This is a genomic window from Sphingomonas sp. S1-29, from assembly GCF_026167545.1.
Lineage (GTDB): Bacteria > Pseudomonadota > Alphaproteobacteria > Sphingomonadales > Sphingomonadaceae > Sphingomonas.
This window is the reverse complement of sequence record NZ_CP110678.1, coordinates 998,874-1,019,486: the sequence shown is the minus strand read 5'-3', so window position 1 is coordinate 1,019,486 and position 20,613 is coordinate 998,874. Positions and strand designations below refer to the sequence as shown.

Sequence of the window (20,613 nt, the reverse complement as noted above, 5' to 3'; positions counted from 1 at the left end):
CAATCGCCGGTGCATAGCGCGGCGCTTTCGCATGGGCGCGGTAGCGCTTAAGGGCGGGCGATGCTGCGCATCACCGAACTCAAGCTGCCGATCCACCATCCCGAGGAAGCGCTGGCGACCGCGATCCGCGATCGGCTGCGGGTCACCCCGCGCGATCTGGTCCGCTACACGATCGCGCGCCGGGCGCACGACGCGCGCGACAAGATGGATATCCAGTTCGTCTATTCGGTCGACGTGACGCTTCGCAACGAAGCGCCGGTGCTCGCACGCTGCCGCCGCGATCGCCACGTCAATCCGACCCCCGATACCGGCTATCGCTTCGTCGCCAAGGCACCCGCCGACTATGCCGGACCGCGCCCGGTGGTGGTGGGAGCGGGGCCATGCGGGTTGTTCGCGGGGCTGATGCTGGCGCAGATGGGGTTCCGCCCGATCATCCTCGATCGCGGCAAGGTGGTGCGCGAACGCACCAAGGATACTTGGGGGCTGTGGCGGCGAAGCGAGCTGAACCCCGAATCGAACGTCCAGTTCGGCGAGGGCGGGGCGGGCACCTTCTCCGACGGCAAGCTGTGGAGCCAGATCAAGGACCCGCGCCATCTGGGCCGCAAGGTGCTGACCGAATTCGTCAAGGCGGGGGCGCCGGCCGAAATCCTCACCGAGGCGCATCCGCATATCGGCACCTTCCGGCTGGTGACGATGGTCGAGAGCATGCGTGCAACCGTCGAGGCGCTGGGCGGCGAATATCGCTTCGAGCATCGCGTCGAGGACATCGAGGTCGAGACCGCGCCCGACGGGTCGCGGCGGCTGCGCACGCTTAGCTTCCAGACTGGCGAGACGATGGCGGTGGGGCCGGTGGTGCTCGCGGTCGGCCACAGCGCGCGCGACACCTTCCACATGCTGCACGATCGCGGCGTGTTCCTCGAGGCCAAGCCGTTTTCGATCGGGGTGCGGATCGAGCATCCGCAATCGTGGATCGACCGTGCGCGCTTCGGGCCGTGCGCGGGGCATCCCGATCTGGGCGCTGCCGCCTACAGCCTGTCGCATCACTGCGCCAATGAACGCACCGTCTACAGCTTTTGCATGTGTCCCGGCGGCACCGTGGTCGCCGCGACATCCGAGCCGGGGCGCGTCGCGACCAACGGCATGAGCCAATATTCGCGTAACGAGCGCAACGCCAATTCGGGGATCGTCGTCGGCATCGATCCTGCGCGCGATTATCCGGGGCACCCGCTGGCGGGGATCGCGCTCCAGCGGCATTGGGAGGAGCGCGCTTATGTGGTGGGCGGCGGCGATTACAGCGCGCCGGCGCAGAAATTGGGCGATTTCCTCGCCGGTCGGCCCTCGACGGCGCTTGGCAGCGTCATCCCCTCCTATCGTCCCGGCGTGAAGCTGACCGATCTGGCCGAATGCCTGCCCGAGTTTGTGGTGACCGCGATGCGTGAGGCGTTGGTGGCGTTCGGGCGCGAAATTCCGGGCTACGACCATCCCGACGCGGTGCTGACCGGGGTCGAGACGCGGACGTCTTCGCCGGTGCGGATCACGCGGGGGGAGGATTTCCAGAGCCTCAACACCGCGGGGCTGTACCCGGCGGGCGAGGGGGCGGGCTATGCCGGGGGCATCCTGTCGGCAGCGGTCGATGGCATCAAGGTGGCCGAGGCGGTGGCGCGCGATTTGCTGGCGATGGGGCAGGCAAAGGTGGCTGTGGCGAGGGCGTAAGGTCCGTATGGGAGCACTGCCCTCACCCCGTTCGTGCTGAGCCTGTCGAAGCACTGTCCTTCTTGCCAACATAGCAAAGGAGAACGGCACTTCGACAAGTTCAGTGCGAACGGAAGGAGGCTTGGCGCTAAATGGTGTGCACGCGCCGTCGTTCGAGCCACCAAAGCGGCGCGAGCAGCGCCAGCAGCAACAGGAGCCAGGGCCAGCGCGGCCCTAGCGCCGATCTTTCGGCTGCCTCGCCCGATGGTGATCCGATCAACGCCAACGTCGCCTCGCGCCGCTGCGCAGCCGCGAGCGCGGGAGCGGCGTCGGTGGGATGAACGTAAAGCGCCGTCTCGCGGTCCTTGGCATCGCGGACCACATGCCAGCCGGCCTGCTGCGGCCAGAAGGCGGCGCAATCCTTGGCGGCGCGATCGACCAACAAGCGGCTGACCCCGCCATCGGGCGACAGCAACCGGGCGTCGTCGGCCAACCCGCACACCGCGCCGCGTCCGCCCGCGCGAACCAGCGTCGCCAGCCGCGGCGGTGCTGCGTCGCCTTCGCGCGCCAGGGTCGAGAAGATCACGCTCCACAGCGCCGAGTAACGCTCGGGCGCTCCGGTGAGCGTGAGCGCATAGCTGTCGGTGATGCTCGACAGGCCCACGCGACCGCGGCCGCGCGGGGCCCATGCCGCGATCGCCTCGCCCGCCGAATCGCGCAGCATCGTCACCGTGTTGGCCCCGCCAATGCTGAGGTTGCGGCGCGCGAGCGGCAGCGCGTCGGGGGTGTCGTCGATCCGCACCGGCAGGCTGGCATCGCCCCCCGAGACCGCGAGCCCGAGCGAAGCCCAGTCGCGCCGCACCCCGGCGGGCAGCGGGCCGGTGGGACGCAGCAGCAACCCCATCCCGCCCGATACCGCCGATCCGATCGCCCCGCGTTCGCCGCCGCCCAGACGTTCCCAGCGGCGATCGTCGATCAACAGCAGGTCGGTTCGGGCAAGCGTCGCACGGTCGATCGCGACCGGCGCGTCGCCGGTCTGCAGTCCGGCGCCGAGATCGACACGAAGCGTAACGTCGATCCCCGCATCCTCGGCGAAGCGGCGCAATTGGCGTACCTCGGTCGAAGGGGCGCCGGCGAGGATCAGCAGCCGCGGCGGGGTGGGTTCGCGGCTGTCGACGGGGATCGCCAGCCGCTCGACGATGCCGCCCGAACGGTTGCGCGCGACCAGCGTGAACAGCGCGGTGCCGGCGACCGGCGCGGTGCCCGACAGCGCGAATTGGCCGTCGGCGCCGATCGGGACGCGCGCGACGCGGGTGCCTGCCGGATCGAGCATCTCGACCGTGCCGCCCGCCAAGCCGCTTGTCTGCCCGCCGAAGGCAAAGCCCGCACCGGGGGCGGTGGGTTCGGGGAAGGCGATCGCGACGATGCCCACGGGCTGCGGCGGCGGGGTGAAGCGCAGCGGGTTGGCGACCGCGATCCGGTCGCGCTCGACCAGCCCCAGGCCCAGCAGCTCGATCGGCGTGCCGGCGGGAACGCTGGCGATCGCGGCGGCGAAATCGGGCACCGGCTTGGCGCCCGGCAGGCTGCCCGCTTCGGGCAAGCTGACGACGTTACCCGTCGGCATCGCAGCGATCGGGCTGGTGACGACGGTCAGCGAACCACCGCCGATCGGCACGCTCGGCGGGAACAGGAACAACAGCAACGCCGCCCCCGCCAGCCATTGCAACGCCAATAGCGGCACCAGCCTTCGCGGCCCGAGCCCCCGGCGCACCAACAGCCAGCTTGCCACCAGCAGCGATCCGACGACTGCGACCATGCTCCAGGTGAAGGCGCCGCCGGTCATCGCAGCGCCTCGAGATAGCGGCGCCCGATCGCGCGCGGGGTCGCGCGCCGCTTGATCGCGGCGACGGGGGGCTCGATCGCGCGCCACAGCAACGCGCGCAGCTGGGCACGACACTCGCCGCAGCCGGGTTCGCCGCGCAACGTGTCGATCGCCGCACGCAGCGCCAGCGGATCGGCGAGCTTGCCGCCATTGGCGCGTACCCAGCGATCGAGCGCGCCGAGCTGGAGCGGGGGACGCTTGCCGGGGGTGTCGGCGAGCGCGCGCCACGAATCGGCGAGGATCGTCTCGGGGTCGGGGCGATCGGCTTGCGGCAGTCGCCGCGCGACGATCCCCTCGCGATCGCCCGAGAGCCGGCGGGTCAGGTCGATCGGCGGCAGCGCGGCGCCGACGCGTGGCAGGAAAATCCGCGTCGCCTGCTGCGCTTCCTTGAGGAAGGCGAGCGCACGGTTGGCGTGGGGCAATGCGGCGCGCGGATCGCCCTGGCGTAGCTCGCGCTCCGACGACCACATCGCGTCGAGTGCCTGCGCAAGCGTCGTCCGTGTTCCCGGGGCGAAGAGCGTCGAGGCATCGCTATCGTCATGGACATGACCGAAGCTGCGCGCGGCATCGAACGCGGCGCCGGGCGCGGTGTGATCGTGGCCGTCGTCCGCCGAATGCCCGTCGCCCAGCGTCGGGTCCTGCCGGTCCTGCGCTGCGGGGGCCGGCGCATCGTTGGTCGGCAGCGCGGGGCTGTCGTTGGTCGGCAAGGCGGGCGCGTCGTTGGTGGGCAGCGCGATGCCGCCGGTCGATCCGCCGCCCTCGGCCTCCTCGCCGACGAACTGGCCGTAGCGCAGCCGCAGGATCGCCTGGTCCTCGCCGAGCGCGTTCGATCGCGTGGCGAAGGCGTCGGCCCCAAGTTGCGCGCGATCGCGGATCAAGGCTTCGGCATCGATGATGATCTGGCGCTGGCTGCGGAAATAGGCGGGCATCACCGGCTGCGCCATGCCGTCGAGCCCATCGGCGAGCGCCAGATCGGCGGGCCAGCGCAGGATCACGCTCGGCCCCTCGACGCGCTGCGGCGCGGGCGAACGATTGTCGGTGACGATGAGCTGCGCGATGAGGTCGCCGCCCGGCGCAAGGCCTTCGCGCGCCAGGTCGAGCGTGGCGGCGAAGCGGCGGCGGCGGGCGGGGCCGCTGCCCGCCAGCGTCGTCGTCCGCTGGGTGAAGGTGATGTTCTCGCCCTCGCCCGCGGTGACGGTGATCCGCAGCACCGCGCCGGCGGCGACGCCGTAATCGTCGCTCGCCTCGAACACCGGGGTCCAGCGGCGTTGGCCGGGGGTGACGGTGGCGAGCTGCTCGGGCGGGGTGATCGCGCGGACGGTGGGGGGCGTGTCGGCGATGGTTTCGATGCGGTGGAGCCGCTGGCGGGGAAGGCCGGGGGCTTCGATCCGGTACAAGGCGGGGCGGGCGGCGGCGTGGGCCGCAGTCCAGCGATTGCCGCTGCGGGTCAGCGGGACTCCTGCGCTGCCGGGGAAGGCGATCGTCGCGGCGGCGGGGTCGGGCGCGAAGGCGAGCGACCAGCTGATCCGCGATCCTTCCGGAACGCGTGCGTCGAGGCTCGTCTGCTCGCGCACCGGGAGCCCGGTATAGGCGGGCGGCGCGATCCGCAGGCGGGCGGCGATCAGGCGGGGCGGGCCGGCGATGGCGGCAGGCGTCGCGGTCGGCTGCGGGGCGACGGGGTCGCGGGGATCGGGCCAGAGCCAAGCCGCGAGCACCAGCACGACACCCGCGATCCAGGCGGCCACGATCGCGCGGCGCGACCAGGGCGTGCGAAGGTCGAGCGGCTGCGCGGCATCGATCCGCGCCTCGATCCGGCGGCGTTGCAGGTCTGCGAAGCCGCCAAGCGTATCGGCGGGGGCGAATAGGAGGGCGCTGCTGTCTTCGAACCCGGGAACCTCGGAATCGAGCCGCGACACCAGCCAGGGCTGGTCGAAGCGCCGACCGCGTCGCCAGGCGATTACCGCCAGTACCGCCGCGCCGATGAGCAACAGCGCCACCGCGAGCGCGCCGCCGCCCAACCGCCAGCCGATCGCCGCCGCGCCGAGCGTCAGTGGCAGCGCGACCGCAGCGCCGTCGAGCAGCACGCGCATCTTCGCGTCGCGGCGGTGCCGGTCGAGGATCGGGCGTTCGATCATGCGATCACCCGGCGCGGGCGGGTCGCGAGCAGGCGTTCGATCGCGAAGACCAATGCGATCGCCAGCGCGAACCATGGCGCGAGGTCGAGCGGCGGTTGCGGCCAGGCGGGGGTGCCCGTCAGCGGCGCATGATCGGCGGCGGAGGCGCGCGCTGGCGGCGGGGCGGGGTCGAGTAGCTCGGCGAGGCGATCGGGGAAGGTCGCGTCGAGCAGGATCGGCATCGCGGCGGGGTCGATCGTGCGTGTCAGGCGAAGCACGCGGCCCTTGCCGTGGCGCTGTTCGATCGCGAGCTGCTGGCCTTCGGGGTCGCGCCAGACGGTGCGCGGGGGGGCTTCGAGCGCGAGCAAGGTGTCGCTTGCCGCCAGCACGGTCGCGCCGTCGGCGGCTCGATCGAGGATGGAGGCGGGAAGCTCGCCGCTATCGAGCCAGATGATATGCCGAATTGCCGACGGTATCGGTTGGTCGAGGGCGGCAATGTCAGGCGCACGGTCCGACGGTGCCAAGGCAGTGGCGGCTGCGCGGAAATAGCGGACTGCGCCGCGCATCGGCGGGGCATGGCGGATCGCGATTGGCGGCGGCACCGTAGGCGCGGCAGCGGGGACCGGCGCATTTACGACACGCCAGGTGACTTCGCGCGACAATCGCGGACGCTCCGCATCGAGGTCGCCCAGCACCGGCGGCACGATGATCGTCAGCTTTACCCCCGGCGCAAGCGCAGCATCGAGCCTGCGGATCAGCGTTGCGGGGCGTTCGGGGCGCGGCGGCGAAGCATCGGCGACCGAGGAGAAGCCCGGCGCGAGCCAGACCCCGCGCACGTCTTCGCCGATTGCCGGTGCCGCTATGCCGGGAAACACCGCCACGACCGCGCGGCGATCCTCGGCGCCCCACAGGATCGGCCCCGCCAGCAGGAGCGAGACCAGCGCGAGCAACAGGATCCGCACCGCGAGCAGCAGCCATTCGTCGAGCCGTAAGCGCTGCCGCGGGCGCGGACGCGCGTCGAGGTAGCGTAGCGCGGCGAAGTCGACCGGCCGCATCTCGGTCCGACGCGCCAGATGGATCGCGATCGGCAGCAGGATCGACGCCAGCGCCAACAGGCCGAGCGGGGCGAGCAGCGCCGGCGTCATCGGCGGGTGCGGCGGTCGAACAACGCCGCGATCGGTTCGTCGGCAGGCCGGTCGACGAAGCTTTCGGTGTGGCGAACTCCTGCGGATTCGAGCCGTGCTTCCTGCGCGGCGCGCGCGGCGGCGAAGCGCGTCAAATACTGCTCGCGTAATGCCGGCCCGTCGCCGATCACGCTGGCGCCACCTTCGACGTCGGTGAAGCGATAGCCGCTATCGAAGGGGAAATCGCGTTCGTCGGCGGTGAGCAGCCGGATCGTGCACAGGTCACGGCCCGACGCGGCGAGCGCCTCGATCGTGGCGATACAAGCTTCGTCGAACCCGTCGGTCAGCACGATCGCGACATCGTCGCGGCTGATTCGCTCGCCCAGCCGCTGCCGCGCGCCTTCCCAGTCGGCGACGCCCGCAGCGGCAAGCGGCGCGAGCGCCAGATGCAGTCGGTCGCGGTGGCGCGGGCCGCTGCCTGGGGCGACGACGATCGGCGCGCTGCCGCCCTCGACGATCAGCCCGAAGCGGTCGCCCTGCGCCAGCGCGACCGCGGCGATCGCGGCGGCGAGGCGGCGCGCTGCGTCAAAGCGCGACCAGCCGGGAGTGGCGAGATCGGCCTGCGCCATCGATGCGCTGGCATCGAGGATGATCCATACCGCGAGCGGGCTTTCGCGCTCGGCATCGCGAACGAAGAAGCGGTCCGAGCGGGCGTAGAGCTTCCAGTCGATCGAGCGCAATTCGTCGCCGCGCTCATAGGGGCGGTATTGCGCGAACTCCATCCCGGTGCCGCGGTTGCGGCTGGCATGGATGCCGACGCCGCCGAGCCCGGTGCGCCGGCGCGGCACGATCGACAGCCGCGCCAGCCGGCGGCGAACGTCGTGCGGAAGGTCGAGCGGCGACACGGGCGAGGTCAGGCGGGCGCTGGGATCGCGGCGAGCAGATCGGCGATGACGTCGTCGGGCGAGCGGCGCTCGGCCTCAGCAGCAAAGGACAGCAGGATGCGGTGGCGAAGCACCGGCGCGACCAGGGCGGCGATATCGTCGCGCGTCGCCGCCAGCCGCCCCTCGAGCATCGCGCGCGCCTTGGCGGCGAGGATCAGCGCCTGTCCGGCGCGCGGACCTGCACCCCAGCGGACATATTGGTTGATCGCGGCGGGCGCGGTTGCGCCGGGGCGGGTGGCGCGCACCAACGCGGTCACCCAGCCGAGCAGCGCCTCGCTGACATGCACTTGGCGCACCCATTGCTGGATCTGGACGATGTCTTCGGCGTGCATCACCGCCTCGACGCGCGTGCCCGCCGCGCCGGTGGTGTGGGTGATGATCGCGCGTTCCTCCGCCTCGGTCGGATAATCGACGCGGATGTTGAGCAGGAAGCGGTCGAGCTGCGCCTCGGGCAGCGGATAGGTACCCGCCTGTTCGATCGGGTTTTGCGTCGCCAGCACGAAAAAGGGTTCGGACAGCCGGTGGGTGACGCCGGCATAGCTGACGCTGTGTTCCTGCATCGCCTCGAGCAGCGCCGCCTGGGTCTTGGGCGGGGTGCGGTTGAGTTCGTCCGCCAGGAAGAGGTTGGTGAAGACCGGGCCTTTCTGGAAGCGGAAATGGCGATGGCCGGTGCCGTGATCCTCTTCGAGCAATTCGGTGCCCAAAATGTCACTCGGCATCAGATCGGGGGTGAACTGGACGCGGCGAAATTCGAGCGACAAGGCTTCGCTTAGGGTACGGACGAGCAGCGTCTTGCCGAGCCCCGGCACCCCCTCGATCAGGCAATGGCCGCCGGCGAACAGCCCGATCAGCAATTGTTCGACCACGTCGTGCTGGCCGATGATCGCCCGGCCGATTTCGACGCGCAGTCGCGCAATCGCATCGATCCGCGCGGCAAGGTCGGCTTCGCTTGGGGTGTCGGTCATTTGGGCTCCGGGTGCGGGCAGGGGGTCAGACGGTCAGCGCGTAGACGATGATGTTGACCGCCAATTTGGTATTGTCTTCGGCCAGGAAGCGCTTGTTTCGCCAGTCATAATCCCATTCGCAACCATAATCCTTGTTGCTGTAGAGAATGCCGAGCCGGCCATTGGCGGTGTAGCCCTTGAGGTAATCATGGACGAGATCGTCGCCCCAGCCGTTCAGCTCGAAGCTGGTGGCGGGGGGGGCTTCGAACTTGAAGAAGCTCGAATAGATCGGGTGGGTGTTGGGTAGCTTCTTCAGCGGGTCGGCGCCGAACAGCTTCGCCATCTGGCGCTCGAACGACTTGGCGAACAAGCCGTCGATATCATGGTTGCAATCGTCGACGAACACGAAGCCGCCGTTTTTGACATAGGCCTTGAAATTGGCCGCTTCGGCGGCGCTGAAGTCGACCAGCTTGTGCCCTGCGAGATAGCAGAAGGGCGCGCGCAGCATCGCCGGGTCGGACAGCCGGACGACACGCTCGCGCGGATCGATGCGCAGGTTGGTATAGTCGACCAGCGAGGTGAGGATGTTGGCGGGCATCCGCTGATCGACGTCCCAGTCGCCCGAATCATAGCGGAGCCGGGTGAACCAGAAATCATATTCGGGCGCCGCACTCGCGACCGAAGGCAGCGCGGCGGCGATCGCGCCGCCGCCGAGCAGCCGGAGGAATTGCGCACGGGTCATCGGCATGGGGCCGACCCTAAACCATCCGTCACCCCGGACTTGTTCCGGGGGGCACCGTCCCGCAAACTTTGAACCCGCGTGCCTTGCGGCGCCGCGGACCCCGGACCAAGTCCGGGGTGACGAAGTGCCCCTGGATACGACGCGAACAGCCTGAGCGCTGCAGGTGCGGCACGAACGGACAAGATCGACTGCCGCACCCCGATCCTACACCGCGTCCGACAGCGAGGTGAAGGTGAAGTCGCGCAGCCGCATCGCCGGGATCATCATCTGCAACCCGCCCTCGTCGCTCACGCGTACCGGGCGACCCAGCTCGTCGATATTGTTGAGCATGATGACCGGCGATTCGTTGAAGCGGAAATTCTTCAGCGGATATTTGATCTGGCCGTTCTCGATATAGAAGGTGCCGTCGCGCGTCAGGCCGGTGAGCAGCACGGTCTGCGGATCGACCATGCGGATATACCAGGTGCGCGTGACGAGCACGCCGCGCTCGGTTTCGCGGACCAGGTCGGCGGTCGATTTGGTGCCGCCCGCCATGATCAGATTGCCCGGCATACCGCGCGCGGTCTTGCCCTGCTTCTGCGCCCAGAAACGCGAATACATCATGTCGGTGACGCGGCCCTTTTCGACCCAGGACTGGCGCTGGCGCGGCAAGCCCTCATCGTCCCACGGCATCGTTGCTAGGCCGGGATGCGCCGGGTCCGAATAGAGATCGACGCGCGGGTCGAACACCTGCTGGCCGATCTTGTTGCCGCCGCCCGCCTTCGACAGGAAGCTGCGGCCCTCATCGGCCTGCCGCGCGTCGAAATAGCGCGTCATGAAGCCGATCAACCCCGCTGCGGCAGCGGGTTCAAGGATGACGGTATATTTGCCCGGCTCGAGTGCCTGCGCCTCGACGGAGGCGCTCGCCTTGCGCATCGCGATATCGACATCGCGCGCGGCGCTGAAGCCGCTGATGTCCTGCAGATTGCTGCCGACCCAGCCCGACCCACGCCCATCCTCGGTCCGCACGGTGCAGGTATAGTCCATCAGCGTCGCGCGCTGGTAACCGAAATTGCCGTTCGAATTGGCGAAGGCGACGAAGCTCTGGCCGTCTTCGAGGAACCCGGCGGCGATCAGCTTTTGCGCGCGGCACGGCGCGATCGACGCGCGGGCAATCTCGGCGCGCTGATCGGGGGTGATCGCCGCGGTCGCCTGGCTGAAGGTGTTGGTCGCGCGATAGGTCTGCTTGCCCACCGCGGGCACGAATTCGGGGCTTTCGGGCGCGAGCTTGGCCAGCGCCTCGGCGCGCTGGACGACACGCGCGAGCGCCGCATCCGAAAACTCGTTGATCGTCGCGGTGCCGAGGCGGCGGCCGAACGCTACCTGCACCGCCAAGTCGGTGTTGCTCACCGCGCCGCTGGTCGAGACGTTGTTGAGCGCGAAGCGGATATTGCCCTGGTCCGATCCGGTCAGCTGCGCGGTGCATTCATCGGCGGTCGCCAGCGCGATCACCTTGTCGAGGATCGTCTTGGCCTCGGCCTCGGTCATGATTGCCATTGTCGTGTTCTCCCCGCGTACCGTTCAACCGAGCGCGCGCGCGGTGTTGATGACGTTGATGCCGTCGAAACGGGTCGTCGCCGACCCATGGCTGACCGCCGAGACCTGACTCGGCTGCCCCTTGCCGTCGAAGAACGACCCGAACAGGCGATAATCGCTCTGGTCGCAAATCCCCGAACACGCCGCCCAGAATTCGGGAGTGCGCATCTGATACGCGACATCCTCGATCGGCTGGGTGATCTTGCCGTTCTTGATCTCGTAGAACAGCGTGCCGCCGAACTGCGCGTTATAGCGCTGCTGGTCGATCGAGAACGACCCGCGCCCCAGGATATAGATGCCGTTGTCGACCCCGGCGATCATGTCGTTCAGGCTGAGCTTGGCCTTGCCGGGCTGCAGCGAGACGTTGGGCATCCGCTGGAACTGCACCGTCGACCAGCTGTCGGCATAGGAGCAGCCATCGGATTCGGCCTTGCCCAGGATATGCGCCTGATCGCGCGTCGCCTGGTAATCGACCAGCCGGCCGTCCTGGATCAGCGGCCAACGCTTGGTCTTGATGCCTTCGTCGTCATAGCCGACCGCACCCAGGCTGCCCGGCTGCATCTTGTCGGCGACGATGTTGACGATGTCGCTGCCATATTTGAACCGCTCCTTGCGCTTGTCGAGCGTCGCGAAGCTGGTGCCGGCGTAATTGGCTTCATAACCGAGCACGCGATCAAGCTCGAGCGGATGGCCGACCGATTCATGGATGGTGAGCCCCAGATGGTTGGGATCGAGCACCAGATCGTAGCGACCCGGCTTGACCGAGGGAGCCTTGAGCTTTTCCTGCGCCTGGCGCGCCGCCGCGACGGCGTCTTCGCGCATGTCGTACGACTTGTTGTAGCTGATGACGCCGTTGGGTGAGCGCACCTTGTCGGCAGCGTTGCCCGCGAGATATTCATAGCCGAGCCCCATCGGCGCCGAGAGGCCGTCGCGCGAGCGGAACTTGCCCGTCGCCTTGTCGATCGCAGTGACGGTGAACGGCGCCCAGATGCGGTGGACGTCCTGATCGATGTACGACCCGTCCGAGCTCGCGAAATATTTCTGCTCGTTGACCAGGAACAGCTGCGAATTGACGAAGCTCGCGCCCGCACTCATCGCGGCGGCGTTGACGCCGAGCAGCAGGTCGACCTTTTCCTTCAGCGGCACTTCCATCGCGTTGCGCTGGATCGGCGTGCGCCACGAAACTTCGCCGACGCCCTTGGCCGGCGCGAGCCGGACCGGTGCGGTCTGGCTCTTGGCATTGGCGCGCGCGATCGCGATCGCCAGGCGCGTCGCCTCGGTCACCGCCTCGGGGGTCATCGTGTTGGTCGCGGCGAAGCCCCACGCCCCATCGGCGATGACGCGGACGCCGACGCCCGAGGATTCGGTATTCACCACATTCTGCACATTGGCTTCGCGCGTCAACACGAACTGGCGCAGGTACCGCCCGACGCGGACGTCGCAATAGCTGGCACCGCCCTGCGACGCCGCCGACAGCCCGGCATCGGCGAGCCTGCGCTTTACCGCAGCCTCGATCGGATCAACCAGCTGCTCGGCAGCGATCGCATGGCCGCTGAACCCCGGCAGGAGCATGCCGCCCGCGCCGACACCGCAAGCAGCAAGAAATTGACGTCTATCCACGGCGTATCTCCACCCCCGACTTGATCACGCCGACTGCAAGGCTCGAAGCGAGCCCGGACGATGCCGAAGCAGCCGGATCGCTCCAAGCATCGCGAGGCGAACGCGATCCGTCAAATGCCGGTAACAAATTTATCGCGTTGGCGGCGGGGGCGGCAGAAACGTGCGTGGCCAGCCTCGCCGTAGCGTCGGCGCGGCGTCTGCAAGAGGAATGGCGCGGACGATCACCCGCGCCAGTCGGGTCAGCCGGCGGCCTTGGTGCGCTTGCGCGGTGCGGGCTTGGCGGCGTCGGTGGGGGCCTGCGCAGCCGCTGCGCGTGCCTGGCGACCCTTGCTGCCAAGACCGATCTTCTTGGCCATCGCGCGGCGCGCTTCCGAATAGGTTTCGGCGACCATCGGGTAATCGGCCTTCAGGTTGTAGCGTGCGCGATATTCCTCGGGGGTCATGCCGTGCGTATTGAGATGCCGGCGTAGCGTCTTGTAGGGCTTGCCGTCGATCATCGAAAGGATGTGATCCTTCGATCCCAATGATTTACGCACCGAAACCGCCGGAACATATTCGGTCGGCGCAACCTCGGCGGGTTCCTCGATGTTTGCATCGGGGGCACCATTGGCGAGCTCGATCACGGTTGCGTGCATCGTGCGAAGGAATGCGGGAACGTCTTCGGCAGCGGCACGGTTATTCTGGTTACCGAGCCATGCGATCGTGAGTTCGGTTGCAAGGTCCACTGCGTTCAATTGCACGTCTTCTGCCATGTTGGCCTCCGATAAGATGGAATCGTGATCGCTGTTATAGCGACTCTGTCAACATCCATATCGAATGCAATTGAAATGTCGAACGATCTTCAACGGCGGGGTGCTTTTGCAGCCGCGAAGTCGGGAAGGTCTTGCGCGCTGAACAGTAATGGACGCCGACATCACTCAGTCTCGAACGACGATCGGGCATAGCGTGTTCAGTATATGGCGGTGGCCCCGCAATACGCGGGGCGCAATCAGTTCGGAGCGGGGTCGGTCGCTTCGAGCGCGCTGGCGATCATCGCCGCAAGCGTTTCCTCGGCGCGCGTGCGGACGCTTGCATCCTTCGAGGCGAGGTCGGTGCGGACCCATTCGGGTGCCTTGGCGAGCATTGCCGTAACCGTTGCTTTGGTCTGGTCGTTCATCACCGCTTATGTGGTGTCGCGTTCGCCCGCGGCAATATGAGATGACCGAGCTCGGGCCAGCTTCCGCCGACGATGCTTTCGGGGGTGGTGCCCGTCGCGCCATAATAGTCGTTCATCGACGTCAGGTTCTGGAAGTACAGCACGTCGCCGAAGCGCGGTTCGTCGACGCGGAAATAGACGATGCCGACGTTCAACTCAGATGGCGGCCGAGCGCGCTGGTGACGCTGAGCCGCGCATCCTCGCCCGCCTGCAGCGCGCGCCTTGCATTCGAAGGCGCACGACATAGGCGGCGCGCAGCGCGACGCCGCCGCGGCCTTCGCGCACGACCACCACGAACACCGAATCCTGCGTGGTGCGCACCTCGACCTGGAGCTCGCCCAGGTCGAATTCGGCGATCGGCTTGGCAGCAGCCGCATGCCCTAACTCGCGCACCGCCAGCACGTGCGGGCTGGCGATGGGAATGCCGCCACCAATGCGCACCAACGGATCGAGGTCCGCCTAGCGCGCTGGCTGTCGATGGCGCACTACCCGATCGACGGTGACGAGCTTCGGCTCACGCATCAATTCATGGCGAAGATGGTGAGCGCCGAGCGCAGCGGCGTTGCGATCGCGCTCCACATGCTCGAGGGCAGCGGACTGATCAAATCCGAACGCGGGCGGGTGATCGTGATCGACCGGCCGATGCTCGAGCAGTTGGCGAGCGAATGCTATGGCTTGCCCGAAGCCGAGTATCGCAAGCTGATCGGGCCACTGGGGCGCAGACATGCGCGCGACGGTTGACGCTGCAGCGCAGCATAGCCATTTGCCGACGATGACGACCACATCAGGGAAAACCCGTGCGCCCGCGATGGTGCTGCTCGCGTTGGCGACCGGCGGCTTTGCCATCGGCACGACCGAATTCGCGACGATGAGCCTGTTGCCCTTCGTCGCCGAGGGGCTCGGCATCGACGAGCCGACCGCGGGGCACATCATTTCGGCCTATGCGATCGGGGTGGTGGTGGGTGCGCCGGTGCTCGCGGTGCTCAGCGCGCGGATCCGGCGGCGCGCCCTGCTCGTGGCGCTGATGCTGTTCTTCGCGCTCGGCAATGCACTGTCGGCGGTCGCCCCTAGCTATCGTTGGATGCTGGCCTTTCGCTTTCTCAGCGGGCTGCCGCATGGCGCCTATTTCGGCATCGCCGCGCTGGTCGCGGCAGGCGTGATGGGCCCCGAACAGCGGACAACCGCGGTCGGCCGGGTGATGCTCGGGCTGACGGTGGCGACGATCATCGGCGTGCCGCTGGCCAACACCATCGGCCAGCTGATGGGCTGGCGCTGGGGCTTTGCGATCGTCGCCGCCATCGCGCTGCTGACCGCGTTGCTCGTGCGGCTATACGCCCCCGATGACCCAGTTGCCGCCGATGCCTCGCCGCTTCGCGAGCTCGGGGCGCTCGGTCGCCGGCAGGTCTGGCTGACGCTGGCGACGGGTGCGATCGGCTTTGGCGGCTTGTTCGCGGTCTATGCGTATCTCCAATCAACGCTGACCGAGGTGACCGGCATGGCCGCGCTCGCGACGCCTTTGGTGTTCGCCGCCTTCGGCATCGGGATGACGCTCGGCAACCTGGTGGTGCCGCGCTTCGCCGACCGCGCGCTGGTGCCGACCGCCACTGCGATGCTGGCGCTGAGCGCTGTCGCACTCGCGTTGTTTCCGCTGGCGGCGCAGCGCGTTCCCACCGTCATGCTCGACGTACTGGCGATCGGTTTCTCCGCCTCGCTCGCCACCGTGCTGCAGACGCGGCTGATGGATGTGGCGGGCGACGCGCAGGCACTGGCGGCGGCGCTCAACCATTCGGCGTTCAATACCGCCAATGCGATCGGCCCGTTACTCGGCGGCCTGGCGATCGCGGCGGGTTGGGGCTGGACCTCGACCGGCTATGTCGGCTGCGGCCTGGCGTTGCTGGGGTTGGTGATCTGGGGCATCGCCACCTGGGATGCCCGGCGGACCGCGGGCAAGCTTCGGATCGGCGGGGTCGCGCATGCAGTTTGACGATCAGGTCCGGCGCTATTTCGGCGCCGACGATCTCGCGGCTGTCTCGCCCGAGGCGATCGACGCTGGGATCGAACGCATGCGGGTCGATCTGGGGCTGTCCGCCGACCCGACGCGACGCTTCGCCTTGTGGTCGTTGCTGTACATGCTCGGATCGGCGCCCGCGCTCGACGTGGTGTTCGAAGATGCCGGCGAACGCGACGCCGCACGCAACTTCATGGACCTGATCGATCGGCAGGGCGCGATCGAGGAAGCGGGCTGAGCGCGCTAGGGTTGCGCTGCCGCTTCGAGTTCGCGCAGACTGCGGCCCCGGGTTTCGCGCCCCGCACGCGCGATCAGCGCCGCCGAAAGCCCCATCGGCAGGATCAGCGCCACCGCCGCGCCGCCCAATGTCGGGATCAACCCGGCAAACGCGCCGAGCTGCACCGCGACCCCGCCGAACTTGCTGCTGGCGGCGATCAAACCGGTCGCACGCCCGCGCACCGCCAGCGCGTAATTTTCGGCGGCATAGGGCAGCAGCACCGCGATCAACCCGTTAGTGCCCACCACCAGCAATGCGATGACGGCAACGAGCAGCGGCGGCCAAGCCAGCGTCGCGGCGGGCAGCAGCGCGCCGGCAAGTCCCGCGAGCGTAAGCAGTACCGTCCCGATCAACGTCCATTTGCTGCTCCAGCGGCTGTACAGCCAGGCGGCGATCATGATCGTCGGCAGCGCAACCAATGCCGAGCTGGCGATGATGCCGCTGGCGAGCTCGGCGCTGAACCCCCGATCCTGCAGGTCAGTCGGCAGCCATAGCAGCAGCCCGAAATTGACGAAGCTCCATGACAGCGCGGTGATGACGAGTGCGGCGGTCAGCTCGCGCTGGTTCGTCGCGGGCGGCGGCGCGTCGGCAGACGCTGCCGGGCGCGCACGCCGGACGATCCCGAACTTGCGCGTCATGTCGGCGAGTTCGGCGTGGAGCCCGCGCTCGAGCAGGAAGCGTGGCGATTCGGGGATCCAGCGTGCCAATGCCAGCAGCAGCAACCCGGTGGGGAAACCCTGCAGCCACAGGCTGCGCCATCCGAACAAGGGCTCGAACAGATGCGCCGCGCCGCTTGCCGCAAGATAGCCGCCGACGAGCCCGGTACCGCCTACCAGGACGAGCACCCAGCTGCGGTGCCGCGGCGGCATGACTTCTGCCAGCAGCGTATAGACGACGGGCAGCATGCCGCCGGCAGAGCACCCCATCAGGAAGCACATGACCAGGTTCCAGCCATAGGATGGCATCGCACCGCAGATCGATGTGGAAACGAACAGGATAGTCGACAGCAGGATCGACACGCGGCGGCCGTAAATGTCGGCGAGCCACCCCCATATGAACGATCCCACCGTGGTCCCTGCGAGCGCGACGAAGGGAAGCAGCGCCGCGGTCGATTTAGCGATCCCATATTCGCCGCGCATGCCGGGTAGGACGAAGCCCAGCGTCGCGGGCTTCATCGTGTCGATGATCAGCCCCAGCGTCAGCACCAGCAGCACCGCGGCGTGCGACCGCGTCAGCGGGGTGTCGTCGGGCGCCTCGAACGTCGTGCCCGCGCTGGCGTCATGATTGGGGCGGTGCTTGGGCAGCGCGCCGATGATCGCCGCGGGCACCCCGATCGCGATCAGCGCCATGCCCAGATACATCCACGCGTCCATCGGCATGCCGGTGAGGTGATTGCCCATCGTGTGCGCCATCGCGAGCATCGGCAGGTGCAGCAGCACCCCCGCGCCGATCGCGACGCAGCCCGCCCAAAACAGCGGCCAGCGCTCACCCACCACCGAAACACGGTTCGCCACCCTTTGCCCCATCACTCGTCCCTGCCGTTTTCGTGCGACCTAGTACGCGAGGGCAGGACGGACGCAAGCGATGCTCGCCGGGCCGATCCGCCGTCACCGCGATGCCGCCAGCCCGCGCGCGATGAACGACGATTACACCGAATTCATCTTCGCCTCATCGCGGGTCCATCGTCCGGGCCCACAACAGCGGTTGATCGAAGCTGCCAAAAAGGAACACCGCCATGGCCTTCCCCCGCAGCTTCACCGTTCGCCCCCTGATCGCCGCCGTCGCGCTGGGCACCACCGCGCTAGCCGGCGTTGCGGGCGGGGCGAGCGCCGCCGACCAGGACCGGGCAGCCATCGTCGGGCAGTTCGTGGCACCCGGGCCCGCCGCGGTCGCGCAGGCGGGGGCCACAGCTCGCTGTCCGACATGGTCGAAGCGGTCGGCACCAGCGTCGTCCAGATCGAGGTCAAGCCCGATGCGCGGGTGCAGCAAATGGCGGGCCCGATGCCGTTCGGGCGGGGCGTTGCGGGCAACGACAGCGAATTCGCCGATCGACTGGGCGAGCTCTTCGGTTTCGACCGGGGCGGGCCGCTTGGGGCGCCCCAGCCGCAGGCGCCGTCGCGCAGCGCGCTGGGATCGGGGTTCATCGTCGATGCGTCGGGGCTGGTCATCACCAACAATCATGTCGTCGAGGGCGCCGATCGCGTGACGGTGCAGATGCCGACGGACGCGAGCTGCCGGACCGCGTGCTGGGCCGCGACCCCAAGATCGACATCGCGGTGATCCGCATCGATGCGAAGGGGACGTTCAAGCCGATCACCTGGGGCGACAGCCGATCAGCCAGCGGCTGGCGCGATTAATGGGTGGCGATGCTGCGGGAACGCGGATGCAGCTGAGCCTGCCGATGCGCATTGCCGATCCGGCCGCGGTGCCGCCGCCCAAGGTATCGATGATGCGACCCGCCAAGCCGAGTTCGGGCGCGCGGATATTGGTGGCCGAGGATGCCTAGATCGATGCCCGTGGTCGACGGGGTCGAGCGACGCGGCGCATCCGCGCGATGGGCGGGACGGGTGCGACGGTGCCGATCGTCGCGTTCACCGCCAACGCCTTTGCCTCGGATGCCGAGCTGTGCCGGGCGGCGGGCATGAACGCGCATCTGTCCAAGCCGATCGACGTCGACGCGGTCATCGCGACGATCGCGCGGCTGCTCGGCGATCGCGCCCCCGCTGCTGCGCCGCCGCCGCCATCGCCCGTGGTCGAGGGCCCGCGGTGACCGCGCTGCGTGGGCGCTACGAGGCCGCCAAGCGCGGCTATTCGGCCGAATTGCTGACGCTCGAGGGCACGATCGGCCCGATCTGGCGGTGCTCGACGCGATGATGCCGATGCTGACGGGCTTCGAAGTGCTGGCGCGGCTGAAGCATGATCCCGGCACCGCCGGCTTGCCCGTCATCATGCTGACCGCGCGGCGGAGCGAGGACGGCGTCGCCGCTGCCCTGCGTGGCGGTGCGGCGGATTATCTCACCAAGCCGTTCGTTCCCGAAGAATTGCTAATGCGCGTCGAAACCGCGCTCGCCCAGTCGCGTATGCCCGGCCAGCCCGGCTCCTGACAATAATCCGCCGGCGCTGGCCGACCTCCCTCAGGGTCTCGCGTCAGCCTCAGCCGGCAGGATCGAGCGTCCCCAGCAGCGCGACGCACCCCAGCACGCCGACCCCCAGCGCTAGTTCGACCGCCAGGCTGCGCCGGATTGCCGCGATTGCGCTTTCGGGGGCGCCATCGTCGAGGGCGCGCGCGAGGCGTGGGATCAGCCGCCAGCGATTGGCGGCGGCGAGCGACAGCATCGCGCCGAACAGCACAAGCTTGAGCGCGAGCAGCGCGCCGTACGGATTGCGCAGCGCCAGGGGGTCGGCAATCAGCAGCAGATCGGCCACACCGCTCGCTCCCAACGCCGCGACAATCACGGTGCCGATCGGCGAAAAGCGCCGCATCGCCGACAGCAGCACCGTCGGGGCGACCGCGCTATTCGCGGCTGCCCGCAGCAGCCGCACCAGGGCGCCGAGCCACACCGCGCCCGCTACCAGATGCGCGACGTCGCTCACGCGGTGCGCGACGCCTGCCGCTGCCTCGGTCGCGCCGGCATGTCCTTGCCAGGCGAGCGATCCGAGCGCGATCAAGGCAAACCATGGCCGAAGTCGCGCACGGCCAATCGCGAGCACGACCGCTGCCAGCGCCACGATCCGCACCGCGGTTGCCGCCCCCATCGCGGTGTCGAACGCGAGGAACCAAAGCATGGCGGGGTCGAGCAGCGCCCGATCGCCGCCCACCATCGCCAGCGCGGTAAAGCCGAACTGCGCGACCGCGATGACGATGCCCGCCACCGCCAGTCCGAGGATCGTCCGCTTCGCCGAGGCGGGCAGCGGCAATCCCAGCGGCACCACCAGCCCCGCCAGCAGCATCAGATCGGCATAGGCGGCGAAGCGCAGCGCGATCGTCGCCCATCCGTCCATCGATCAACCCACGTTGAAGCGATGCTGCCCGGTGATCCGGTGGGTGTCGCCGCCGACGACGTGCCAGTCGATACGGTAGGAGCCCGCAGGCAGCGGCTTTGCCGACACCAGTTCGAGCGACTTGCCGTCGGCGCCAACCTTGGCGGTCACGCCGCTCATCTTCATGTCGGGGTGGTTCTGCATGCCGGGCATCCCGGTCATGATCAGCGCGGCGCCCGATAGCGGTGCCATCAGCTTCTCGCTGAACACCAGCACGATCCGCGTCGTCGGCTTGACGCTGGCGTCGGCTGCGGGGGTTGCCGATACCAGCTTGGGATGCGCGGCGGCGGGGGCGGCGATGGCCACGCCCGAAAGCGCGAGCGCGAGGGTGAGCTTTGAGAACATGCGCATGGGTTTCTCCATTGATCGTGTTAGCCGATACGCGGGTGCGGCATCGATCCCTCATTCGCGCATGAGGGATTTTCGAGAATCGCGCGTATCGAGCATAGACGGGC

The 20,613-nt window shown here is 68.5% G+C and carries 23 protein-coding genes; 8 read left to right on the top strand and 15 right to left on the bottom strand.

All coding sequences use genetic code 11. The features are described from left to right. The first annotated feature begins 60 nt into the window (after positions 1–60). Entirely contained in the window at positions 61–1,713 is a 1,653-nt protein-coding gene (locus tag OKW76_RS04725; protein WP_265551595.1) for an NAD(P)/FAD-dependent oxidoreductase, read from the top strand. Between the two features lie 127 nt (positions 1,714–1,840). On the opposite strand, the gene OKW76_RS04720 is transcribed toward OKW76_RS04725, so the two are convergent. The 12 genes from OKW76_RS04720 to OKW76_RS04665 form a co-directional block, all read right to left on the bottom strand. Next, positions 1,841–3,535, bottom strand: coding sequence for a carboxypeptidase regulatory-like domain-containing protein (locus OKW76_RS04720; RefSeq protein ID WP_265551593.1), 1,695 nt, complete (start codon positions 3,533–3,535; stop codon positions 1,841–1,843). After that, positions 3,532–5,709, bottom strand: a complete 2,178-nt coding sequence (locus OKW76_RS04715) for a DUF4175 family protein (RefSeq protein WP_265551591.1) — start codon at positions 5,707–5,709, stop codon at positions 3,532–3,534. The genes OKW76_RS04720 and OKW76_RS04715 overlap by 4 nt, the downstream gene beginning before the upstream one ends. Further along, positions 5,706–6,833, bottom strand: a complete 1,128-nt coding sequence (locus OKW76_RS04710) for a BatA domain-containing protein (protein ID WP_265551590.1) — start codon at positions 6,831–6,833, stop codon at positions 5,706–5,708. The genes OKW76_RS04715 and OKW76_RS04710 overlap by 4 nt, the downstream gene beginning before the upstream one ends. Then, a complete protein-coding gene (locus OKW76_RS04705) occupies positions 6,830–7,717 on the bottom strand; it encodes a DUF58 domain-containing protein (RefSeq protein WP_265551588.1) in 888 nt (295 codons plus the stop codon). The genes OKW76_RS04710 and OKW76_RS04705 overlap by 4 nt, the downstream gene beginning before the upstream one ends. An 8-nt stretch (positions 7,718–7,725) precedes the next feature. Continuing rightward, the gene (locus OKW76_RS04700) at positions 7,726–8,721 is read right to left on the bottom strand and encodes an AAA family ATPase (RefSeq protein ID WP_265551586.1); all 996 of its coding nucleotides are present in this window, start codon (positions 8,719–8,721) and stop codon (positions 7,726–7,728) included. Between the two features lie 25 nt (positions 8,722–8,746). After that, positions 8,747–9,448 (bottom strand): DUF4159 domain-containing protein, encoded by a 702-nt coding sequence (locus OKW76_RS04695; RefSeq protein WP_265551584.1) that lies wholly within the window; start codon positions 9,446–9,448, stop codon positions 8,747–8,749. 198 nt (positions 9,449–9,646) lie between these two features. Next, positions 9,647–10,978, bottom strand: a complete 1,332-nt coding sequence (locus OKW76_RS04690) for a TldD/PmbA family protein (protein ID WP_265551583.1) — start codon at positions 10,976–10,978, stop codon at positions 9,647–9,649. Positions 10,979–11,002: 24 nt separating this feature from the next. Next, the gene (locus tag OKW76_RS04685) at positions 11,003–12,589 is read right to left on the bottom strand and encodes a TldD/PmbA family protein (RefSeq protein WP_265551581.1); all 1,587 of its coding nucleotides are present in this window, start codon (positions 12,587–12,589) and stop codon (positions 11,003–11,005) included. Between the two features lie 287 nt (positions 12,590–12,876). Further along, complete coding sequence (locus tag OKW76_RS04680) at positions 12,877–13,389, bottom strand: MucR family transcriptional regulator (RefSeq protein ID WP_265551579.1); 513 nt, start codon at positions 13,387–13,389, stop codon at positions 12,877–12,879. A gap of 236 nt (positions 13,390–13,625) precedes the next feature. Next, on the bottom strand, positions 13,626–13,793 hold the full coding sequence (locus OKW76_RS04675) for a DUF6771 family protein (protein WP_265551577.1): 168 nt from the start codon (positions 13,791–13,793) through the stop codon (positions 13,626–13,628). Then, positions 13,793–13,987 (bottom strand): hypothetical protein, encoded by a 195-nt coding sequence (locus OKW76_RS04670; protein ID WP_265551575.1) that lies wholly within the window; start codon positions 13,985–13,987, stop codon positions 13,793–13,795. The genes OKW76_RS04675 and OKW76_RS04670 overlap by 1 nt, the downstream gene beginning before the upstream one ends. Before the next feature lies 1 nt (position 13,988). Beyond that, the gene (locus tag OKW76_RS04665) at positions 13,989–14,234 is read right to left on the bottom strand and encodes a hypothetical protein (protein WP_265551572.1); all 246 of its coding nucleotides are present in this window, start codon (positions 14,232–14,234) and stop codon (positions 13,989–13,991) included. Between OKW76_RS04665 and OKW76_RS04660 the strand changes: the two genes are divergently transcribed. The 3 genes from OKW76_RS04660 to OKW76_RS04650 are packed head-to-tail and all read left to right on the top strand — an operon-like array spanning position 14,235 to position 16,078. After that, positions 14,235–14,573 (top strand): Crp/Fnr family transcriptional regulator, encoded by a 339-nt coding sequence (locus OKW76_RS04660; RefSeq protein WP_265551570.1) that lies wholly within the window; start codon positions 14,235–14,237, stop codon positions 14,571–14,573. It begins immediately after the preceding gene. Positions 14,574–14,604: 31 nt separating this feature from the next. Beyond that, positions 14,605–15,816, top strand: a complete 1,212-nt coding sequence (locus tag OKW76_RS04655; protein WP_265551569.1) for an MFS transporter — start codon at positions 14,605–14,607, stop codon at positions 15,814–15,816. Beyond that, positions 15,806–16,078 (top strand): hypothetical protein, encoded by a 273-nt coding sequence (locus OKW76_RS04650; RefSeq protein WP_265551567.1) that lies wholly within the window; start codon positions 15,806–15,808, stop codon positions 16,076–16,078. Before OKW76_RS04655 ends, OKW76_RS04650 begins: the two co-directional genes overlap by 11 nt. Before the next feature lie 5 nt (positions 16,079–16,083). Here the strand turns inward: OKW76_RS04650 and OKW76_RS04645 are convergent, their stop codons facing one another. Next, a complete protein-coding gene (locus tag OKW76_RS04645) occupies positions 16,084–17,631 on the bottom strand; it encodes an MFS transporter (protein WP_265551566.1) in 1,548 nt (515 codons plus the stop codon). Between the two features lie 409 nt (positions 17,632–18,040). Between OKW76_RS04645 and OKW76_RS04640 the strand changes: the two genes are divergently transcribed. The 4 genes from OKW76_RS04640 to OKW76_RS04625 all read left to right on the top strand — a co-directional run bounded on the left by OKW76_RS04640 (position 18,041) and on the right by OKW76_RS04625 (position 19,221). Beyond that, the gene (locus OKW76_RS04640; RefSeq protein WP_265551564.1) at positions 18,041–18,397 is read left to right on the top strand and encodes a trypsin-like peptidase domain-containing protein; all 357 of its coding nucleotides are present in this window, start codon (positions 18,041–18,043) and stop codon (positions 18,395–18,397) included. Positions 18,398–18,473: 76 nt separating this feature from the next. Continuing rightward, positions 18,474–18,623 (top strand): hypothetical protein, encoded by a 150-nt coding sequence (locus OKW76_RS04635; protein WP_265551563.1) that lies wholly within the window; start codon positions 18,474–18,476, stop codon positions 18,621–18,623. Between the two features lie 48 nt (positions 18,624–18,671). After that, the gene (locus OKW76_RS04630) at positions 18,672–18,887 is read left to right on the top strand and encodes a hypothetical protein (RefSeq protein ID WP_265551561.1); all 216 of its coding nucleotides are present in this window, start codon (positions 18,672–18,674) and stop codon (positions 18,885–18,887) included. Positions 18,888–18,975: 88 nt separating this feature from the next. Continuing rightward, positions 18,976–19,221: a response regulator gene (locus OKW76_RS04625; RefSeq protein WP_265551559.1), complete on the top strand. Its 246-nt coding sequence runs from the start codon at positions 18,976–18,978 to the stop codon at positions 19,219–19,221. Between the two features lie 49 nt (positions 19,222–19,270). On the opposite strand, the gene copD is transcribed toward OKW76_RS04625, so the two are convergent. Beyond that, a complete protein-coding gene (copD, locus tag OKW76_RS04620) occupies positions 19,271–20,119 on the bottom strand; it encodes a copper homeostasis membrane protein CopD (protein WP_265551557.1) in 849 nt (282 codons plus the stop codon). Between the two features lie 3 nt (positions 20,120–20,122). Continuing rightward, positions 20,123–20,509, bottom strand: coding sequence for a copper homeostasis periplasmic binding protein CopC (copC, locus tag OKW76_RS04615; protein ID WP_265551555.1), 387 nt, complete (start codon positions 20,507–20,509; stop codon positions 20,123–20,125). Positions 20,510–20,613: the final 104 nt, after the last annotated feature.